12 protein-coding genes are annotated in these 17,512 nt (G+C 34.1%); 4 read left to right on the top strand and 8 right to left on the bottom strand.

Going from position 1 to position 17,512, the window contains the following annotated elements:
- On the bottom strand, positions 1 to 875 hold an 875-nt coding region (locus tag AST99_RS16515), incomplete at its 3' end, for a chloride channel protein (RefSeq protein WP_198151536.1).
- 45 nt (positions 876 to 920) lie between these two features.
- Complete coding sequence (aspS, locus tag AST99_RS16510) at positions 921 to 2,675, bottom strand: aspartate--tRNA ligase (RefSeq protein WP_057783671.1); 1,755 nt, start codon at positions 2,673 to 2,675, stop codon at positions 921 to 923.
- A 356-nt stretch (positions 2,676 to 3,031) separates the two neighbouring features.
- On the opposite strand from aspS, the gene AST99_RS16505 reads away from it, so the two are divergent.
- The gene (locus tag AST99_RS16505; protein WP_057783669.1) at positions 3,032 to 5,653 is read left to right on the top strand and encodes a TonB-dependent receptor; all 2,622 of its coding nucleotides are present in this window, start codon (positions 3,032 to 3,034) and stop codon (positions 5,651 to 5,653) included.
- A gap of 108 nt (positions 5,654 to 5,761) precedes the next feature.
- On the opposite strand, the gene AST99_RS16500 is transcribed toward AST99_RS16505, so the two are convergent.
- The 4 genes from AST99_RS16500 to AST99_RS16485 are packed head-to-tail and all read right to left on the bottom strand — an operon-like array spanning position 5,762 to position 12,383.
- Complete coding sequence (locus AST99_RS16500) at positions 5,762 to 9,241, bottom strand: efflux RND transporter permease subunit (RefSeq protein ID WP_057783667.1); 3,480 nt, start codon at positions 9,239 to 9,241, stop codon at positions 5,762 to 5,764.
- A 9-nt stretch (positions 9,242 to 9,250) separates the two neighbouring features.
- Positions 9,251 to 10,417, bottom strand: coding sequence for an efflux RND transporter periplasmic adaptor subunit (locus AST99_RS16495; protein WP_057783665.1), 1,167 nt, complete (start codon positions 10,415 to 10,417; stop codon positions 9,251 to 9,253).
- Positions 10,418 to 10,427: 10 nt separating this feature from the next.
- Positions 10,428 to 11,771: a TolC family protein gene (locus AST99_RS16490; RefSeq protein WP_057783663.1), complete on the bottom strand. Its 1,344-nt coding sequence runs from the start codon at positions 11,769 to 11,771 to the stop codon at positions 10,428 to 10,430.
- 15 nt (positions 11,772 to 11,786) lie between these two features.
- Positions 11,787 to 12,383 (bottom strand): TetR/AcrR family transcriptional regulator, encoded by a 597-nt coding sequence (locus AST99_RS16485; RefSeq protein WP_307413858.1) that lies wholly within the window; start codon positions 12,381 to 12,383, stop codon positions 11,787 to 11,789.
- 130 nt (positions 12,384 to 12,513) lie between these two features.
- Between AST99_RS16485 and AST99_RS16480 the strand changes: the two genes are divergently transcribed.
- Complete coding sequence (locus AST99_RS16480; protein ID WP_057783661.1) at positions 12,514 to 13,488, top strand: polyprenyl synthetase family protein; 975 nt, start codon at positions 12,514 to 12,516, stop codon at positions 13,486 to 13,488.
- A 16-nt stretch (positions 13,489 to 13,504) separates the two neighbouring features.
- Positions 13,505 to 13,852, top strand: coding sequence for a hypothetical protein (locus AST99_RS16475; protein WP_057783659.1), 348 nt, complete (start codon positions 13,505 to 13,507; stop codon positions 13,850 to 13,852).
- Between the two features lie 33 nt (positions 13,853 to 13,885).
- On the opposite strand, the gene AST99_RS18805 is transcribed toward AST99_RS16475, so the two are convergent.
- Together AST99_RS18805 and AST99_RS16465 are read right to left on the bottom strand one after the other, a co-directional pair.
- Positions 13,886 to 14,023, bottom strand: a complete 138-nt coding sequence (locus AST99_RS18805; protein ID WP_172441674.1) for a hypothetical protein — start codon at positions 14,021 to 14,023, stop codon at positions 13,886 to 13,888.
- A 56-nt stretch (positions 14,024 to 14,079) separates the two neighbouring features.
- Complete coding sequence (locus tag AST99_RS16465; RefSeq protein WP_057783656.1) at positions 14,080 to 14,607, bottom strand: hypothetical protein; 528 nt, start codon at positions 14,605 to 14,607, stop codon at positions 14,080 to 14,082.
- A 118-nt stretch (positions 14,608 to 14,725) separates the two neighbouring features.
- Here AST99_RS16465 and AST99_RS16460 point away from each other — a divergent pair, with 118 nt between their 5' ends.
- Positions 14,726 to 17,485, top strand: a complete 2,760-nt coding sequence (locus AST99_RS16460) for a 2-oxoglutarate dehydrogenase E1 component (RefSeq protein ID WP_057783654.1) — start codon at positions 14,726 to 14,728, stop codon at positions 17,483 to 17,485.
- Positions 17,486 to 17,512: the final 27 nt, after the last annotated feature.

The following is a 17,512-nucleotide window of genomic DNA, read 5'->3' as shown; positions in this document are numbered from 1 at the left end:
CCGTAAAGTGGCGGGATAAAAAAGACAATAATACCTAACCCCAGACCGCCAATAAGTAAACGTTTTATAGGCGATTTGATACCGTCGAAGAAATCATGAAAATAGGCATATACTTTAGTGAAATAGATAGATGTCAATGCTGCTAATACACCAAATATTACGAAAAAGGGAACTTGCCCTAATGTGAATTTATCAATCAATTCAAAAGGTAAAATAGTGTCTGTACCGTAGAAAAAATACGATAATAGTACGCCTGAAATAGATGAGATCAATAACGGTAATAATGAAATTAAAGTAAGGTCTAAACTAAACACTTCTATAGCAAATACTATGGCTGCAATAGGCGCTTTAAAGATACATGCAATTGCTCCTGCAGCAGCACAGCCCATTAAAAGTGTACGGGTAGATTGATTGGTATGAAATAAGCGCGAAATATTAGAACTAATAGCCGCAGCAGTAGATACTGTTGGACCTTCCAGTCCAACCGAACCTCCAAAACCCACGGTTAGAGGTGCTGTAAGCAGCGCAGAAAACATTTGATATTGTCTCATGATTCCTTTTTTCTTCGCAATAGCGCGAAGCGTAGAGGGAATACCATGTCCAAATTCTTGTCTTATTACATATTTTTTGACCAAATATGTGAGAGATAACCCCACAAGAGGAAACAAAAAATAAAAGGGGTGATGGTAATTACTAACCACCTTATTCTCCATTAGATGTTGAATAAAGTGGGTTGAATTTTTAAGAATAACAGCACCAAGTCCTGCAATTAATCCTACAAGGATGCTTAAAAAGTAAACGAAATTTCTATGACCAACATGCTTTGTTTTCCAAAGCAAGAATTTTGTTAATAATGATTTTTTTTGTGTTGGCATGTTATCTTAAGTGTATAAATCCCGCTGAGGTGCGGGATTTAATAGTTATGATTTGATATTGAGTTTTAGACTTAGTTCTTCAAGCTGTAAATCGTCTATTTTGGATGGTGCATCAATCATCACATCCCGACCAGAGTTGTTTTTAGGGAATGCGATAAAATCACGAATGGTTTCTTGTCCACCTAAAATGGCAACCAAACGGTCTAGACCAAATGCTAATCCACCGTGTGGCGGTGCGCCGTATTCAAATGCATCCATTAAGAAACCGAATTGTGCTTTAGCCTCTTCATCAGAGAAACCTAAATGCTTCAACATAATAGCTTGTGTTGCCTTATCGTGAATACGAATAGATCCACCTCCGATTTCATTACCATTTAAAACTAAATCGTAAGCATTAGCTTTTACTTCTCCAGGATTGGTGTCTAATAATTCTATTTGTCCAGGTTTAGGAGATGTAAATGGGTGGTGCATGGCGTGATAACGCTTGGTGTCTTCATCCCATTCTAAAAGCGGGAAGTCCATAACCCATAGGGGAGCAAATACTTTTGGATCTCTTAATCCTAAACGTTCTGCCATTTCCATACGTAATGCACTTAGTTGTGCGCGTACTTTATCTGTAGGTCCAGAAAGCACACAAATTAAATCGCCTGCTTTGGCTTGTGTTACTTCTGCCCATTTTGCTAAATCGTCTTGATTGTAAAATTTATCTACTGAAGATTTGTAAGTTCCATCGTCGTTACAACGTGAATAGACCATACCTAAAGCCCCAACTTGCGGCCGCTTAACCCAGTCTATTAATTTATCAATTTCTTTACGTGTGTAACTGTTTCCGCCAGGAATAGCAATACCAACAACCAATTCTGCATCGTTAAAGACTTTAAAATCTTTGTGTTGTGCAACGGCGTTTAATTCTCCGAATTGCATACCAAAACGAATGTCTGGTTTGTCATTTCCGTACAAACGCATCGCATCATCGTAAAGCATTCTTGGGAACTCTTCAATTTCTACACCGTTAACTTCTTTAAGTAAGTGGCGTGTTAAGCCTTCAAAGACATTTAAAATATCCTCTTGCTCTACAAAGGCCATTTCACAGTCTATTTGTGTGAATTCTGGCTGTCTGTCGGCACGTAAATCTTCATCTCTAAAACACTTTACAATCTGGAAATATTTATCCATACCACCAACCATAAGCAATTGCTTAAAAGTTTGTGGCGATTGTGGTAAGGCGTAAAATTGTCCTTCGTTCATTCTAGATGGCACTACAAAATCGCGAGCACCTTCTGGAGTTGATTTAATTAAATATGGGGTTTCAACTTCAATAAAGTCTTGATTAGATAAATAATTTCTAACTTCTTGAGTAACTTTATGACGGAAAATTAAGCTGTTTTTTACGGGATTACGACGAATATCTAAGTAGCGATATTTCATACGTAACTCTTCTCCACCATCAGTTTCATCTTCAATTGTAAAAGGAGGTAAGATTGCACTGTTTAAAATAGTAAGTTCTGAAACTAAAATTTCTATATCTCCAGTAGCAATTTTTGGGTTTTTAGAAGCACGTTCTATAACGGTCCCTTTAACTTGAATAACGAATTCGCGACCCAGTTTTTGAGCCTGTTCCATCATGGCTTTTGGTGTGCGTTCTTCATCAAAAATAAGTTGCGTAATACCGTAACGATCACGTAAATCTACCCAAACCATAAATCCTTTATCACGCACTTTTTGTACCCAGCCAGAAAGTGTTACTTCATTATTTATATGAGACGATCTTAGTTCGCCACAATTATTACTTCTATACATATTGAATTTTTTGATGTGCAAATTTAATGAAGTTAAATGATTATAAACTAAAAAATCCGAAGCATTATACCTCGGATTTTTTAGTTTGTGTATTACAACCTTTTCGTTGTGTTTTCACATGTGTTATTCTCTTTATTCTTGTACTTTTTTTTTAGTATTCGTTATATAGGTCTTCTAATTATTTTTTTTAATAATTTAAACAGCTCTTTTTTGTTAATATATTATGTAATATGTAATAATTTAGCGTCTATATTGATTTAAACTTAATAAAAATCACTAATATCTGATTAAAAACTGTTAAATAAAACATAAAATACATATCTTAGTAATAGGGTAATTTTAAAAAAACAGATATTATGATGAAATTATTACAATTAAAGTTATTGATGTGTTTAGCATGTATCGGAATATCTAATGTTATTGTAGCTCAAGAGGTTACGGGTAAGGTTGTAGACGATACAGGTTCTGTACCGGGTGTTTCTGTTTTAGTAAAGGGAACAGCGGTAGGAACTACTACTAATTTCGAAGGAGAATATAGTTTGAAAGCTGATATTGGGGCTACCTTAGTATTCTCTTATGTTGGGTACGATACTAAAGAAGTCGTTGTTTCTGGAAGTGTGGTAAATGTTACCATGACTGCTGGAGTTGCTTTAGATGCTGTTGTTTTATTAGGAAACAGAGCAAAACCAAGAACACTTTTAGATTCTCCTGTTCCTATAGATAATATTGGAGTAGAAGAATTAACAGGAGGAGGTCAGCCTACAATAGAAGCTATGCTTACTTTTAAAGTGCCTTCTTTTAATGCGCAAACGCAGGCTATAGCAGATGCTACTGCACATTACGATCCGGCAGATTTACGTGGTTTAGGACCAAGTAGAACATTAGTTTTAATAAACGGAAAACGTAAAAACCAAAGTGCACAAGTTTATTTAAATAGAACGCCTGGAAAAGGAGAGGTTGGAGTAGATTTAAAAAGTATACCTACTGCGGCAATAGAACGTGTAGAGATTTTAAGAGATGGCGCATCAGCACAATATGGGTCTGATGCTATTGCAGGAGTTATTAATATGGTATTAAAAAAAGATGCTCAATTTTCTACTTTTAGTGCCAAATCTGGATTAACTACAGACGGAGATGGTTTTAATTTTGCCACAGATTTTAATACAACACTTGGTTTTGGAGAAGGAGGTTCTATAAACTTAACACTCGGATATTACAACCAGTCACATACAAATAGAGCTGGAGTTGTAGATGTTGATGCCGAAGGAGCGACTAGAGATTATGAAATTGAATGGTTAGCCAATAATCCTAAAGCGGGAATGACTGTTGGTCAGCCAGATTTAGAGAAAGGGGATGTGTTTGTTAATATATCTCATCCCGTTGGCGAAAGTTCTGAGTTTTATTCTTTTAATGGATATACCTTAAGAACAGGTAAAAGTTTTGCGTATTACAGAGCGCCGTATTGGAGGCAAGATGTAGCCGATGCTCAGTTTCTAACGCCTACCGAAGATTTTGAAGGATATCAACCAACTTTTGAGGCTAGAATTAAAGATCATATTAATTCTATGGGTTTAAAAATGGATTTAGGAAATAATTGGTTCGCAGATGCAAGTGTAACTTACGGAAGAAATAGTGTAAGTTATACAGTAAACAATTCTGTAAATAGAGATTATTTAGCAGAACATGGAACGTCTCCAACATCATTTGAACCAGGAGGCTATAGTTTAAGTAACATTATTGGTAATTTAGATTTTTCATCTGTATTTACTGAAATGATAAGTGCTTCATTCGGATTAGAATATAAAATAGAATATTTTGAAGCTGTAGAAGGAGAGCCATTATCTTATTACGGTGCTGGATCAGATTCTTTTGCAGGTATAAAACCAGAAGAAGCTGGGAAATGGGATAGAAATAACTTAGGTGTTTATGCCGGTTTAGATTTTGATATTACTGAAAGCTTGTTATTAGGTATTGCTGGTAGATATGAAGATTTTTCTGATTTTGGAGATAACTTTTCATGGAAAATATTTGGACGCCAAAAATTAGGAGCTAATGGAGCAATTAGAGCTTCTTATAGTACAGGATTTAGAGCGCCAACTTTACACCAACGTTTTTTAACAAATAGCCAGTATATTATTGTTGCCGGTTCTTCAGAGCCGTTATTACAAGGAACATTGGCAAATAATAATCCTGCTGTAGAAGCTTTAGGCGTACCAAATCTCTTTGCTGAAACATCTAAAAATATAGCTGCTGGTATTACGTATAAATTTAATAGTAATTTTTACGCGTCTTTAGATTTTTATCAAATAAATGTAGATGATCGTGTGTTGTTCTCTTCTCAAATTGGATCCGATTCAGACGATACCACTACAAATCCTGTGGAGCAAATTTTAGCAGAAAATGGAGTGACTGCAGTTCAGTTTTTTATTAATGCAGGAGATACTAAAACAACAGGGTTAGATATTGTATTAAACTACGATAATATAGATCTTGGGAGCGCTATATTAAATGTTAATTTGGCTGCTAACTTTAATGAAACTACTATAGATGCTATTAATACACCAGATGATTTGGCTGCTAATGGCTATGATATTTTTGAAAGAATTGAACAGGGTTTGATTACTAATTCTAGACCAAAATCTAAAATTATCTTAGGAATTGATTATATCGCAGATAAATTCAATGTAGGACTTTACAATACCATGTTTGGAGAAGTAACTATAACATCTCCTTTAGGGGAAGAATTTGATCAAGATTTATCCTCAAAAGTAGCTACAGATTTAAGTTTAAGCTATCATTTTACAGATAAGTTAAGTATAACAGGAATTCTAAATAATATTTTTGATGTGTATCCAGATGAAACTTTAGCATCTACAGGAACTGCTGAAGCTGCATCGCGATTTACTTATTCTTCAGAAGTACAACAATTGGGGCAGTTAGGTACTAATTTTAGTATTGGATTCAATTATAAATTCTAGCTTTTAAATAGTATAAGAGTTAGTCGTACTAATATCAACTAACACTTATAAATAAAAAAAATCCGGAGTATAAAGCTCCGGATTTTTAGTTTGTGTCATGTTTTGATTTTAGTCGGCTACCTTTACAATTTTTCTTTCTGATAACCACAATTTAAATAGTGAGGTTAAGTAGAAAAATACAGGGACTACAATTAAAGTTAAGAATGTGGCAATTAACAGTCCGTAAATAACGGTCCATGCTAATGGTCCCCAGAAAACGACATTATCTCCTCCAATATAAATGTTAGGGTTAAAATCGCTTACTAACGTAAAGAAGTTAATATTTAGTCCAATGGCTAACGGTATTAATCCTAAAATAGTAGTAATAGCGGTTAATAATACAGGACGTAAACGTGCTTTTCCAGCACGAACAATACATTCGTATAAATCTGCTTTATTTAAATAATCATCGTCTTTAATGTCGAGCTCAATTTTCTTTCTATCAATAAGGAGTTGGGCGTAATCTAAAAGTACCACACCATTATTTACAACAATACCAGCTAAGGATATAATACCCATCATGGTCATCATAATTACGAAAGCATCTCCGGTAACCACAAGTCCGCCAAACACCCCAATAAAACTTAAGAAAATCGCTAACATTATTATTCCTGGTTTTGAAATTGAATTGAATTGGAATATTAAAATGAAAAAGATAAGGGCTAATCCAGTAAAGAATGCGTTAATTAAGAAGGCCATTTGTTTATTTTGTTCTTCAATCTGACCTGTGTAATCTATATTAATCCCTGCAGGTAAGTTTTCGAATGTTTTCATTTCATTCTGAATTTGCCCCACAATTGCAGCAGCATCTGTAAATCCAGGAGATAAAGCAGAATATACCGTAACAACACGTCTGGTGTCTTTATGTTTAATCGCACTGTATCCAGAAGTATTACTTTGTTTCGCAACAGCAGAAACAGGGATTTCTTTAATTTGTCCAGTGTTGTCTCTAAAGGTCATTTTCTGATTAAAAATGGCACTGATATTATATCTGTTGTCTTCGTTAAAACGCACATAGATATCGTAATCGTCGCCGTTTTCTTTATATACACCCGCTTTACTACCGAAAATAGAATTACGTAATTGTGTTCCAACCTGACTGGCGCTTACACCTAATTCTCCAGATTTTGCTCTATCGACCTCAACCAACATCGTTGGCTTTCCTTTATTAACGTCTATTTTAAGTTCGTCTATTCCAGGAATGTTTTTCTGGTTAATGAAATCTCTCATGCTTTGTGCAATTCCTATAAGCTCTGCATAATCGTCACCTTCAATTTCAATATTAATTGGCGATCCTGCTGGAGGTCCGTTCTGATCTTTTTCTACAGATATTAATACACCTGGATAAATTCCCACTAATGCCTTTTGTATTTTCTGACGCAGTAATTCACTGTCTTTACCACGTCTGTACTTATACTCTCGCATAGATGCTGTAATCTTTGCTTTGTGTGGCATTTCTGCAGAAGACCCACCATCTGTTTGTGGATTACCTGCACCTTCTCCAACTTGAGACACGGCACTTTCTACTAAAAAGTTGTAGTCGCCATCTTTATATTCATCGTCGTCCAATACATCGTAAACCTTTTTCTCAATTTCTTTAGTAATCGTGTTGGTTTTTTCTATATCGGTCCCTTCAGGATATTCTATGTAAACAATAATTTGATTCGGCTTATTGTCTGGAAAGAATTCAACTTTTGTACGTTGAGATTTTAAAGAGGCACCAAAGGCTACAAAAGCTAATATTAATAATGCAAATGTAGTTATGGTAATAAAAGCAGGCCATTTTTTACTTAATGCACGTCTTAATTCACGTTCGTAAAAGTTTTCAAAAATCACTAATATTTTTGTTTGAAAAGTGTTTGCCATTTTTCTTAAAAACAAACGGTAAATCCAAAGCATTGCAGCTGTAAAAATCATTAATCCTCCAAGACCTCTATACGCTCCACCGAATATTAAAATAAGCAATCCTATTACAGAAACGATACCTGTAATGGTAACAACGTTTTTTAAAGGCATGTCTTTATCTTCTACAGTCATGTATTTAGAAACCAATACCGAGTTAAAAAAGATTGCAACAATTAAAGAAGACCCTAGAACGGTCGATAATGTTATAGGTAAAAGAATCATGAATTTCCCCATAACTCCAGGCCAAAGGCCTAAAGGAATAAATGCCGCTACAGTTGTTGCGGTAGAGATAATAATAGGGTAAGCAATTTCGCCAATACCTATTTTTGCAGCTTTTTTCCTGCTCATACCCTCTTCGTCCATTAAACGGTATACGTTTTCTACAACAACAATACCATTATCTACCAACATTCCTAACCCCATAATTAATCCGAAAAGGATCATGGTGTTTAAAGTATAGCCTAAGAAGTTTAAAATCATTAAAGACATAAACATAGACATAGGTATGGCAAATCCAACAAAGAGTGCGTTTTTAAAACCTAAGAAAAACATAAGTACGGTAATCACTAGTATAATACCAAAAATAATATTGTTTACTAGGTCGTCTACCTGGCCAATGGTTACCGACGATTGGTCGTTAGCAATGGTTACTGTTAAATCTTGTGGAAACACATTGTCTTTAGCATCGTTTACTATGTCTTGAATTTGTTCTGCAGCATCGACCATGTTTTTACCAGCACGTTTTTTAACGTCTAACATGACAACACGATGACCAAATTCTCGAGCATAAGTTGTTCTGTCTTTTTCTTTGAATGATACTTTGGCAATGTCTTTTAAGTAAATCGGATTGCTATTATCTGATTTAATTACGAAATTATTCAGTTCTGCTGGAGTTTCTACTTCCCCTAGAATTCTAATAGTACGACGTTGACCGCTAGAAATTAAATTTCCTGCAGACATGGTTACGTTTCCGCCACGAACGGCATTAATCACGTCAGAGAAACTTACTTTAGCAGCCATCATTTTATAAATATCTACCGCAATTTCTACTTCTTTTTCCTGAGCTCCACGAATATCTACTTGCTTAATTTCTTGTAAATCTTCTATTTCATCTTGAAGATATTCACCGAAATCTTTTAATTTATCGACTGGGTAATCTCCAGAAATATTAATGTTGAGAATAGGCATTTCTTCCGATAGATTTAAATCGAAAGCATTAGGTTCTACTTTAGCATCGTTAAATGTTGGCCAATCTTCACCTGCCGTTTCAGAATCTATTTCGTCTTTAACCTTTTGTTTGGCAGCTTCTACGCTTATACTCTCGTCGAATTCTACAATAATCATAGAGTAGTCTTCTTGAGACGTAGATGTTATTTCAACAACATTACTTATTGTTTTTAATTTGTCTTCTAGAGGATTTGTAATCAGTTTTTCAATATCCTCTGCAGTGTTTCCTGGGTATATAGAACTCACATAAATTTTAGTTTCTACAACTTCTGGAAAGTTTTCTCTTGGCATTTGGTAATAAGCAGTAATTCCTAGGTAGAAAATTACAGCCATAATAACGTAAATCGTGGTTTTGTTATTAATAGCCCACGTCGACATTCCAAATTCTTTGTCTACTTGCTTTTTGTGTTTAGTCATGGTTTAGGCTTAATATTTAATAACTTTAACGGTTTGCCCATCTCTTACACTACGTGCACCTTCTTTAATAATTTCGGTACCATTTTCTATACCGCTTAATACTTCTATCACATCGTTTTGCGATTTTCCAGTTTCTATAATGGCACGATTAACAGTAGCTTCTCCTTTATCATTTTTATTAGAAATAACGTAGATGTATTGCTCTCCGTTAGCATTTTCAGAAATAATACTTAACGGAATTAATAGTGCGTTTTCGCTAGTGTAATCGTTAATTTTAAGCTTTGCAGTTAAGTTAGGTTTAATGTTTTCGTCTTTATTAGGTACGGCAACTTCTACTTTAAAAGTTCTGTTCGCTGGATTAATAAAATTACTTGCTTGACGAATTTTAGTATCTACGCTAGTGCCTAAAATTGGGAACTCTACTTTTACATCTTTACCTTCAACAACACTTTTAATATAGTTTTCCGGTACTTCGGTTTCTATATACATGTTTTTTAGGTTTACAATACGCATAAGCTGAGATTGTCCTGGGCTTACAACACTTCCTTGTTCTGTAATAATATCGTCTATAACACCAGAGAAAGGAGCTGTAATTGCGGCCTTAGCTAATTGTGTTTTTAGTTGATTTACAGCTTGCTCTTGCGCTTCAAAAGTAGATTTAGCTTGAAGGTATTGTATTTCACTTCCAATTTTTTGATCCCAAAGACGTTTCTGGCGCTCAAAAGTAGTTTTTGTTAGTGCCAATTGAATTTCGCTTTGAGAGACTTGTTGCTCTAATCCGCCATCGTCTATTTTGGCCAAAAGTTGTCCTTTGCTAACGTGTTGTCCTTCCTTAACATAAACGTCTTGTAATATTCCTGACGTTTCAGAAAAAATTACAATATTTTCTTTGGTTTGCACGCTTCCTTGTAATTCTAAAAAGTGTACAAAGTTTTCTGTTTTTGCGCTAACCGTGGTAACTAATGGAAGTTTTTTAGAATCGTCTAATTCGGCTATTTTTTCATCAATTAATTTTAATTGTTTACTAATAGCGACTTGTTTTTCTTCTATTTCGCTACGTTTAGCACGAATGTTTTCAAGATTTCCTTCAGATAAAACTTGTTCTACGGTTTGTTCTTTTCCTCCGCAGGAAATTAATAGAAATGCAAAAGCTGCGATTGTATATATATGTTTCATAATGGGCTTATTAATTGTTTAAAGTACTTAAAATGGCGTCTAGTTCTGCTTTTTTGTTAATGATGTCAAGCATGGCTTGTAAATATTCTTGTTGTGCAGAATATAATTGTGTTTGTGCTTGTCTTAAATCGAAACTTGAAGAAATTCCTTCAAAGAATTTAACTTGATTTTTATGTTCTATACGTTCTGCAAGTTCTAAGTTTAGTTTTTTATTGCCGTAATCTTCAATAGCATATTGGTACTCACTTTTTGCTGTTGCTATTTGAAGTTTAAGTTGTTGTTCTGTTTCTGTTAAAGACTCGTGTGCTTTGTCTAAATCTATTCGTGCTTGTTGTGTTGCAGCAGAGCGTCCTAACGAGCTAAATATTGGAATATTTAAACTCACACCAAATAACGAAGAGCTGTACCATTTTTGACTGCTGTTAAAAAAGCCGAAAGTTTCGCCGTAAGCAGAATAACCTCCATTTATAAATGCACTTAAGGTTGGCATACCATCACTCATGGCTAACTTTACTAATAAGTCTTTGCTTTCTACGTCGTTTTGTGCAATTAAATAATCGATAGTATTTTCTACACTTTCATCGGCAGCAAGAGCTTCTAAAGACGTGTATTGCAAGGCTAATATTTCAAGGTTGTCTGTAAGTGTTGTGTCTGTGTTTAAATCTATACCTAATGTAATGTTTAGCATTTGGTACGATAATTCATTTAAACGTTTTACATTGTTTAAGTCACTAATTAAACCAGACAATGTAATTTTAATTTGTTCAACACTTTCTTCTTCTTCTAAACCATTTTCAAAGGTCTTCTGAATTTCATTTAAATTAGATTCTAAAATTTCTTTATTGCTTTCTAAGATTTTTAGGCTTTCTTCTGTTAATAAAACATTTCCGTAGGCATTTATAACTGCTTTTCTAATTTCTAAATCTGTTTTAGTTTTAGAGTTTTTAGAAATTTCTAAATACACTTTAGAGGCTTGTAAACCTACTAAATACGATCCGTCAAATAATAACTGATTTAAAGTTGCAGTTGCTCCAATGTTTTGTTTTGTATTAAACTCTACAGGAATAAAAGTGCCGGCTTCTCCGCCAAAAATTTCTGCAGGAAGTAAAGATACCTGTTGTTGTAGCCAGTTTTGGTAATCTACCGTTCCGCTAATTTGAGGTAAACCTGTTGCGGTAGTTTCCCATTTCTGTTCTTCTGCAATTTCAATATCTCTAATTGCATTTTTTACTGTTCTATTATTTTCTAATGCGTAATCTATAGCTTCTTGTAAACTAAAGGATACTGGTCCGTCTTGAGCGAATGCTGTAATGCTTAAGCATAAACTAAATAATAGTATTAGTTTGTTTCTCATTGTTCGTTATTAATTTTAGTAGTATTTTTTTTGTTTAATAAAGTTGTGCCTAATGGCGTGCAAATACCTCTTACAATGGTATTCTAAGTAATAGTCTAGTAATTCTTGTAATGTAAATTGATTAGTTGGAAATAATTCTTCGTCTTTAAGTGCGCCTAAAGCATTGAAATATAATCTTGAAATAATTTCTACGTTTAGATTGTCTCTATAAAGTCCTTCAGCAATACCTCTATTTAAATTATCAATCACACAACTTTGCATCACTTCAAATTGTTTTTGTCTTAAAATGGTGTGTATTCGCGGATAATATTTTTTTAATTGAAATTCTGGCGACTTCTTTAAGTTGGTCATATAGTTAGTAATAAACTCTTTAATCTTAAAAAGTTCTTCTATAGGATTTGCATCTAAAGTAAAAATTGCATCAATAGATTCTGATATTGATTCAAATTTGTATATCGCAGTAGCTTCTATTAATTTTGTTTTGGTTTCGAAATATTGATAGATGGTTTTTTTAGAAATGCCCATCTCAGCAGCAATGTCATCCATAGTCACACTTTTAAATCCTAGATTTAAAAATAACTCGGTAGACTTTATAATAATCTTCTTTTTCATTTGCATTAAATTCGAGCGCAAATATAGTCATGGAAACTTAAAAAACAATAAAAGTTTCTTAAGTTTTAATTGTTTGTTAACATTGGAGAACTCTATGTGATAATTTCGTTTATTCTGTTATTTTTGTCTCATGCAAAATATATTATCTTATCAAGAGGCTTTTATTAGTTACTTGAAGCAATTTAAAACAGACAGAGAACCTAAATCTTTATACGAGCCAATCGATTATATTTTAAATTTAGGAGGAAAGCGATTAAGACCCGTTTTAACTTTAATGTCGGCAGAAATTTTTAACACCGATTATAAAAAGGCGTTAGATGCGGCATTGAGTATAGAGGTGTTTCATAATTTTTCTTTAATTCATGACGATATTATGGATGATGCACCATTACGTCGCGGAAACCAAACTGTTCATGAAAAATGGGATGTAAATACAGGTATTTTGTCTGGAGATGCTATGCTAATTATGGCGTATCAGTTATTTGAGAATTATGAGCCTGAAACGTTTAGAGATTTAGCAAAGTTATTTAGTAAAACGGCTTTAGAAGTTTGTGAAGGACAGCAATACGACGTAGATTTTGAAAATAGAGACGACGTTACGATTCCTGAATATTTAAAAATGATTGAATATAAAACGGCTGTTTTGGTTGGTGCTGCGATGCAGATGGGAGCAATTGTAGCTCAGGCTTCTAAGGCGGAGCAAGAAGGTATTTACGACTTCGGAAGAAATTTAGGTGTGGCTTTTCAATTGCAAGACGATTATTTAGATGCTTTTGGTGATCCAAAAACATTTGGAAAACAAGTAGGAGGAGACATTATAGAAAACAAAAAGACTTTTCTTTACTTAAAAACGCTAGAATTCTCTGCAGAAGCAGAACAACGCGAACTTCAACATTTGTTTAGTGTAAGTCCAACAGATAGTAGTGATAAAGTGCAGTCTGTAAAGCAATTATTTTTAAGTAGTGGTGCAGCAGATGCAACTACTAAAGCCATTGAAGCGTATACAAATAAAGCATTTTCTGTGCTCGACACCTTAGATATAAGTGAAGAGAAAAAGAAACTTTTAAGACTTTTTGGTGAAAATTTAATGACTAGAAAAGTATAACTCCCAAATTAGTGTGATGCAAATAGAATCCATACAAGACTTATTGAATACTTCTTTACAATACGAATTGTATGGAAATTTAGTGTTTCAGCTTAATAAAGACTTCAGATTAGCAAATATAGATTTCGATGTCGAATCGTCTATTCTACCTGAAGATTTAAAGCTGCAATTGCATGAAACCGTATATCAGCTCATCCAAAATAATTTTGCAGAGTATTTAAATCTACTCTATATTATTGACGTGCCGGAGCAACAAATAAAGATGTTAGATGGTAGCGATACTTTAAAACTCTCTGAGCAAGTTGCGTTTCTAATTTTAAAACGCGAATGGCAGAAAGTGTGGTTTAAGCATCAATATAAATAGGAGTAAAAATTAGCATGTAATTTAAGGTTGTTTTTAAAACATATTAAATACAAATCCAAGTAGCCAGTATAAAATTAAGAACACAACTACTGTTCCGATACAACCACATTTACCACCTCCAATTTTTTTTGCTCCCCAAGCAGCTCCGATAATTCTTAATAATTTTTCCATTTTTAATTTTTTTATGAAAAGTAGGTAGGATTTAGGTAATACATTAACGCTATCGGTTAAAAATATACTCTTATAAACGGCGACCATGGCGAGCCGTAAATACTTTTATCGTCATCGTAAAGCACATCGTAACGAACACCTATAGTTACGTTGTTGGTTTGGTAACCTACTCCTAAAAGTAAAGCTGGAAACCAATATTTTTCATCGTCATAAAATATTCTGTCGTTATCATATGTTCTATTGACATGTAATTGCTGAAACTCTCCTGAAAGTTGAATGTTAGATATTGGTGTGTAAAGTCCAGTTAACGTTCCTCCGATAATAGTCGATTTGTAAAAATCTTTTTGAGAATTGTAAGTAAAATTTAAACCTACGCCAAGTGCAAATTGCGAATTAAATTGATAGAGTGCAGCGGGCTCTATTGTACCACTAAAAAAATCATTACTAAAGCCAAGACCTATACCTCCTCCAAATTTAACATTATCGCTAAAACTTGAATTTTGTGCATAAATATTCTTAAAACTCAGAGAAAAAAATGAAATTAAGATTATACTTCTAAGAAAGTATTTATATGATTTTTTCATGGCAAGGATAAAGTTTCGTTAAAATTCCTTTATAAATATAAGAAAAAGGTATCTAAGTTTAGTAAAAGTTGTACTTTTGGATAAATTTTGTCAAAGCGAGAATTTCTCAAAAAATATAATGGATAAATATTCCTTTTTAAACGCAGCACATACAGCATATTTTGCTGAATTATACGATCAATATTTAGAAAACCCAGATTCAGTTGAGCCAAGTTGGAGAGCTTTCTTTCAAGGTTATGATTTTGGTAGCGAAAACGATATCGCTGACCAAGAACTTATGGAGAATTTCTCCTGTGACCATGTGTCAGAAAATCTAACTAAAGAGTTTCAAGTTGTTCAATTGATTGCCGGTTACCGAACCCGAGGGCACCTGTTTACTAAAACAAACCCAGTTCGCGATCGTAGAACCTATTCGCCAACTTTGGCTTTAGAGAATTTCGGATTATCTAATAGCGATTTAGACACTGTTTTTTCAGCAGGGGAAATCTTAGGTATCGGATCTCAAACGCTAAAAGAAATTGTTAAACATTTAGAAAAAATATACTGTGATTCTATTGGTATAGAATATATGTATGTTAGAAATCCAGATCGTAAGACATGGATTCAACAAAAACTTAATGTAAACGATAACCAGCCTAACTTCGATGCAGAAGGGAAAAAGCACATTCTTAAAAAACTAAATGAAGCCGTTTCTTTTGAAAGTTTCTTACATACTAAATATGTAGGGCAGAAACGTTTTTCTTTAGAAGGAGGAGAATCTTTAATCCCAGCACTAGATGCCGTTATTGAAAAAGCAGCAGACTATGGCGTTAAAGAATTTGTAATGGGTATGGCCCACCGTGGTCGTTTAAGTACGCTTACAAATATCTTCGGAAAATCGGCTAAAGATATCTTTAGTGAATTTGATGGTAAAGATTACGAAGAAGAAATTTTTGATGGTGATGTAAAATATCACTTAGGATGGACAAGTAATCGCCAAACAGATAGCGGAAAGAAAATAAATTTAAATATAGCACCTAACCCATCGCACTTAGAAACGGTTGGAGCTGTTGTAGAAGGTATTGTTCGTGCTAAACAAGACGATAAATATGCAGATAACCCATCTCAAGTACTACCAATTGTAGTGCATGGTGATGCCGCTATTGCAGGTCAAGGTTTAGTGTACGAAATTGTACAAATGGCGCAACTAGATGGTTATAAAACTAACGGAACGCTTCATATTGTTGTAAATAACCAAATTGGGTTTACAACCAATTATTTAGATGCACGTTCTAGTACATACTGTACAGATGTTGCTAAAGTAACATTGTCTCCTGTGTTACACGTGAATGCAGACGATGTTGAAGCTGTTGTACATGCTACACTTTTTGCATTAGATTTTAGAATGCATTTTAAACGCGATGTATTTATTGACCTGTTAGGGTATAGAAAATACGGTCATAACGAAGGTGACGAACCTCGTTTTACACAACCTAAATTATATAAAGCTATTGCTAAGCATCAGAATCCAAGAGATATCTATGCTGCAAAATTAATTAAGGAAGGTGTGATTGATGAAGGTTACGTTAAGGAGTTAGAGGCTGCTTATAAAGCTAGCCTAGAAGAAGAATTAGAAGATTCTCGAAAAGAAGAGAAAACAGTTATAACACCGTTCATGCAAGATGAGTGGTGTGATTTTGTTCGCGTTACTGAACAAGATATGATGAATCCTGTAGATACTACAGTAACTAAAGAAAAATTAGCTCAGATTGCACAAGTAATTTCTAATTTACCTGAAGACAAAAAGTTTATCCGTAAGATTGAACGTTTAGTGCAATCTAGAAAAACAATGTTTGAAGAGGATAGATTAGATTGGGCCATGGCAGAACATTTAGCATATGGAACCCTTTTAGAAGAAGGTTTTGATGTTAGAATGTCTGGACAAGATGTAGAGCGTGGTACTTTCTCTCACCGTCATGCTGTGATTAAAGTAGAAGACAGTGAAGAAGAAGTTGTACTTTTAAATAACTTAAGCGATAACCAGGGAAAATTCTTTATTTATAACTCATTACTTTCAGAGTATGGTGTTGTAGGTTTCGATTATGGTTACGCTATGGCAAGTCCAAAAACATTAACAATTTGGGAAGCACAATTTGGTGACTTTAGTAATGGAGCGCAAATTATGTTAGATCAATATATCTCTGCTGCCGAAGATAAATGGAAGCTTCAAAACGGATTGGTTATGTTATTACCACATGGTTATGAAGGGCAAGGAGCAGAGCATTCATCGGCACGTATGGAACGTTATTTACAATTGTGTGCTAAAGACAATATGTTTGTAGCAGATTGTACCACACCTGCTAACATTTATCATTTGTTACGTAAACAAATGAAATCTAACTTCAGAAAACCTTTAATTGTTTTTACACCTAAGAGTTTATTGCGTCATCCAAAAGTAGTATCTACTGTAGATGAATTTGCGAATGGAAGTTTCCAAATGCTAATAGACGATGCAGAAGCAAAGGTAGATACAGTAAAATCACTTGTTTTTGTTACAGGTAAATTCTACTACGACTTATTAGAAGTAAAAGAAGAACAAGGAAGAGATGATGTTGCCTTAGTGCGTATCGAACAATTATTCCCTTTGCCAGCGACAGCTATGAGAGAAACGATTGCAAAATACAGTAATGCAGAAGAAGTAGTTTGGGCACAAGAAGAACCAAGAAACATGGGTGCTTATGCGCATATGTTAATGCATTTTGACGAAGCAAAAACATTCAGATTTGTTGCAAGACGTCCTTATGGTGCACCTGCTGCGGGTAGTTCTACACGATCTAAACGCCGCCACAAAGAAGTAATCGACTATGTTTTCGATAAAACAAAAAACAACCAACGATAATTTAACAATAAGATTAAACTAAAATAT

Source organism: Formosa algae, from assembly GCF_001439665.1.
Classification (GTDB): domain Bacteria; phylum Bacteroidota; class Bacteroidia; order Flavobacteriales; family Flavobacteriaceae; genus Formosa; species Formosa algae.
This window is presented reverse-complemented; position numbering and strand designations above follow the sequence as displayed.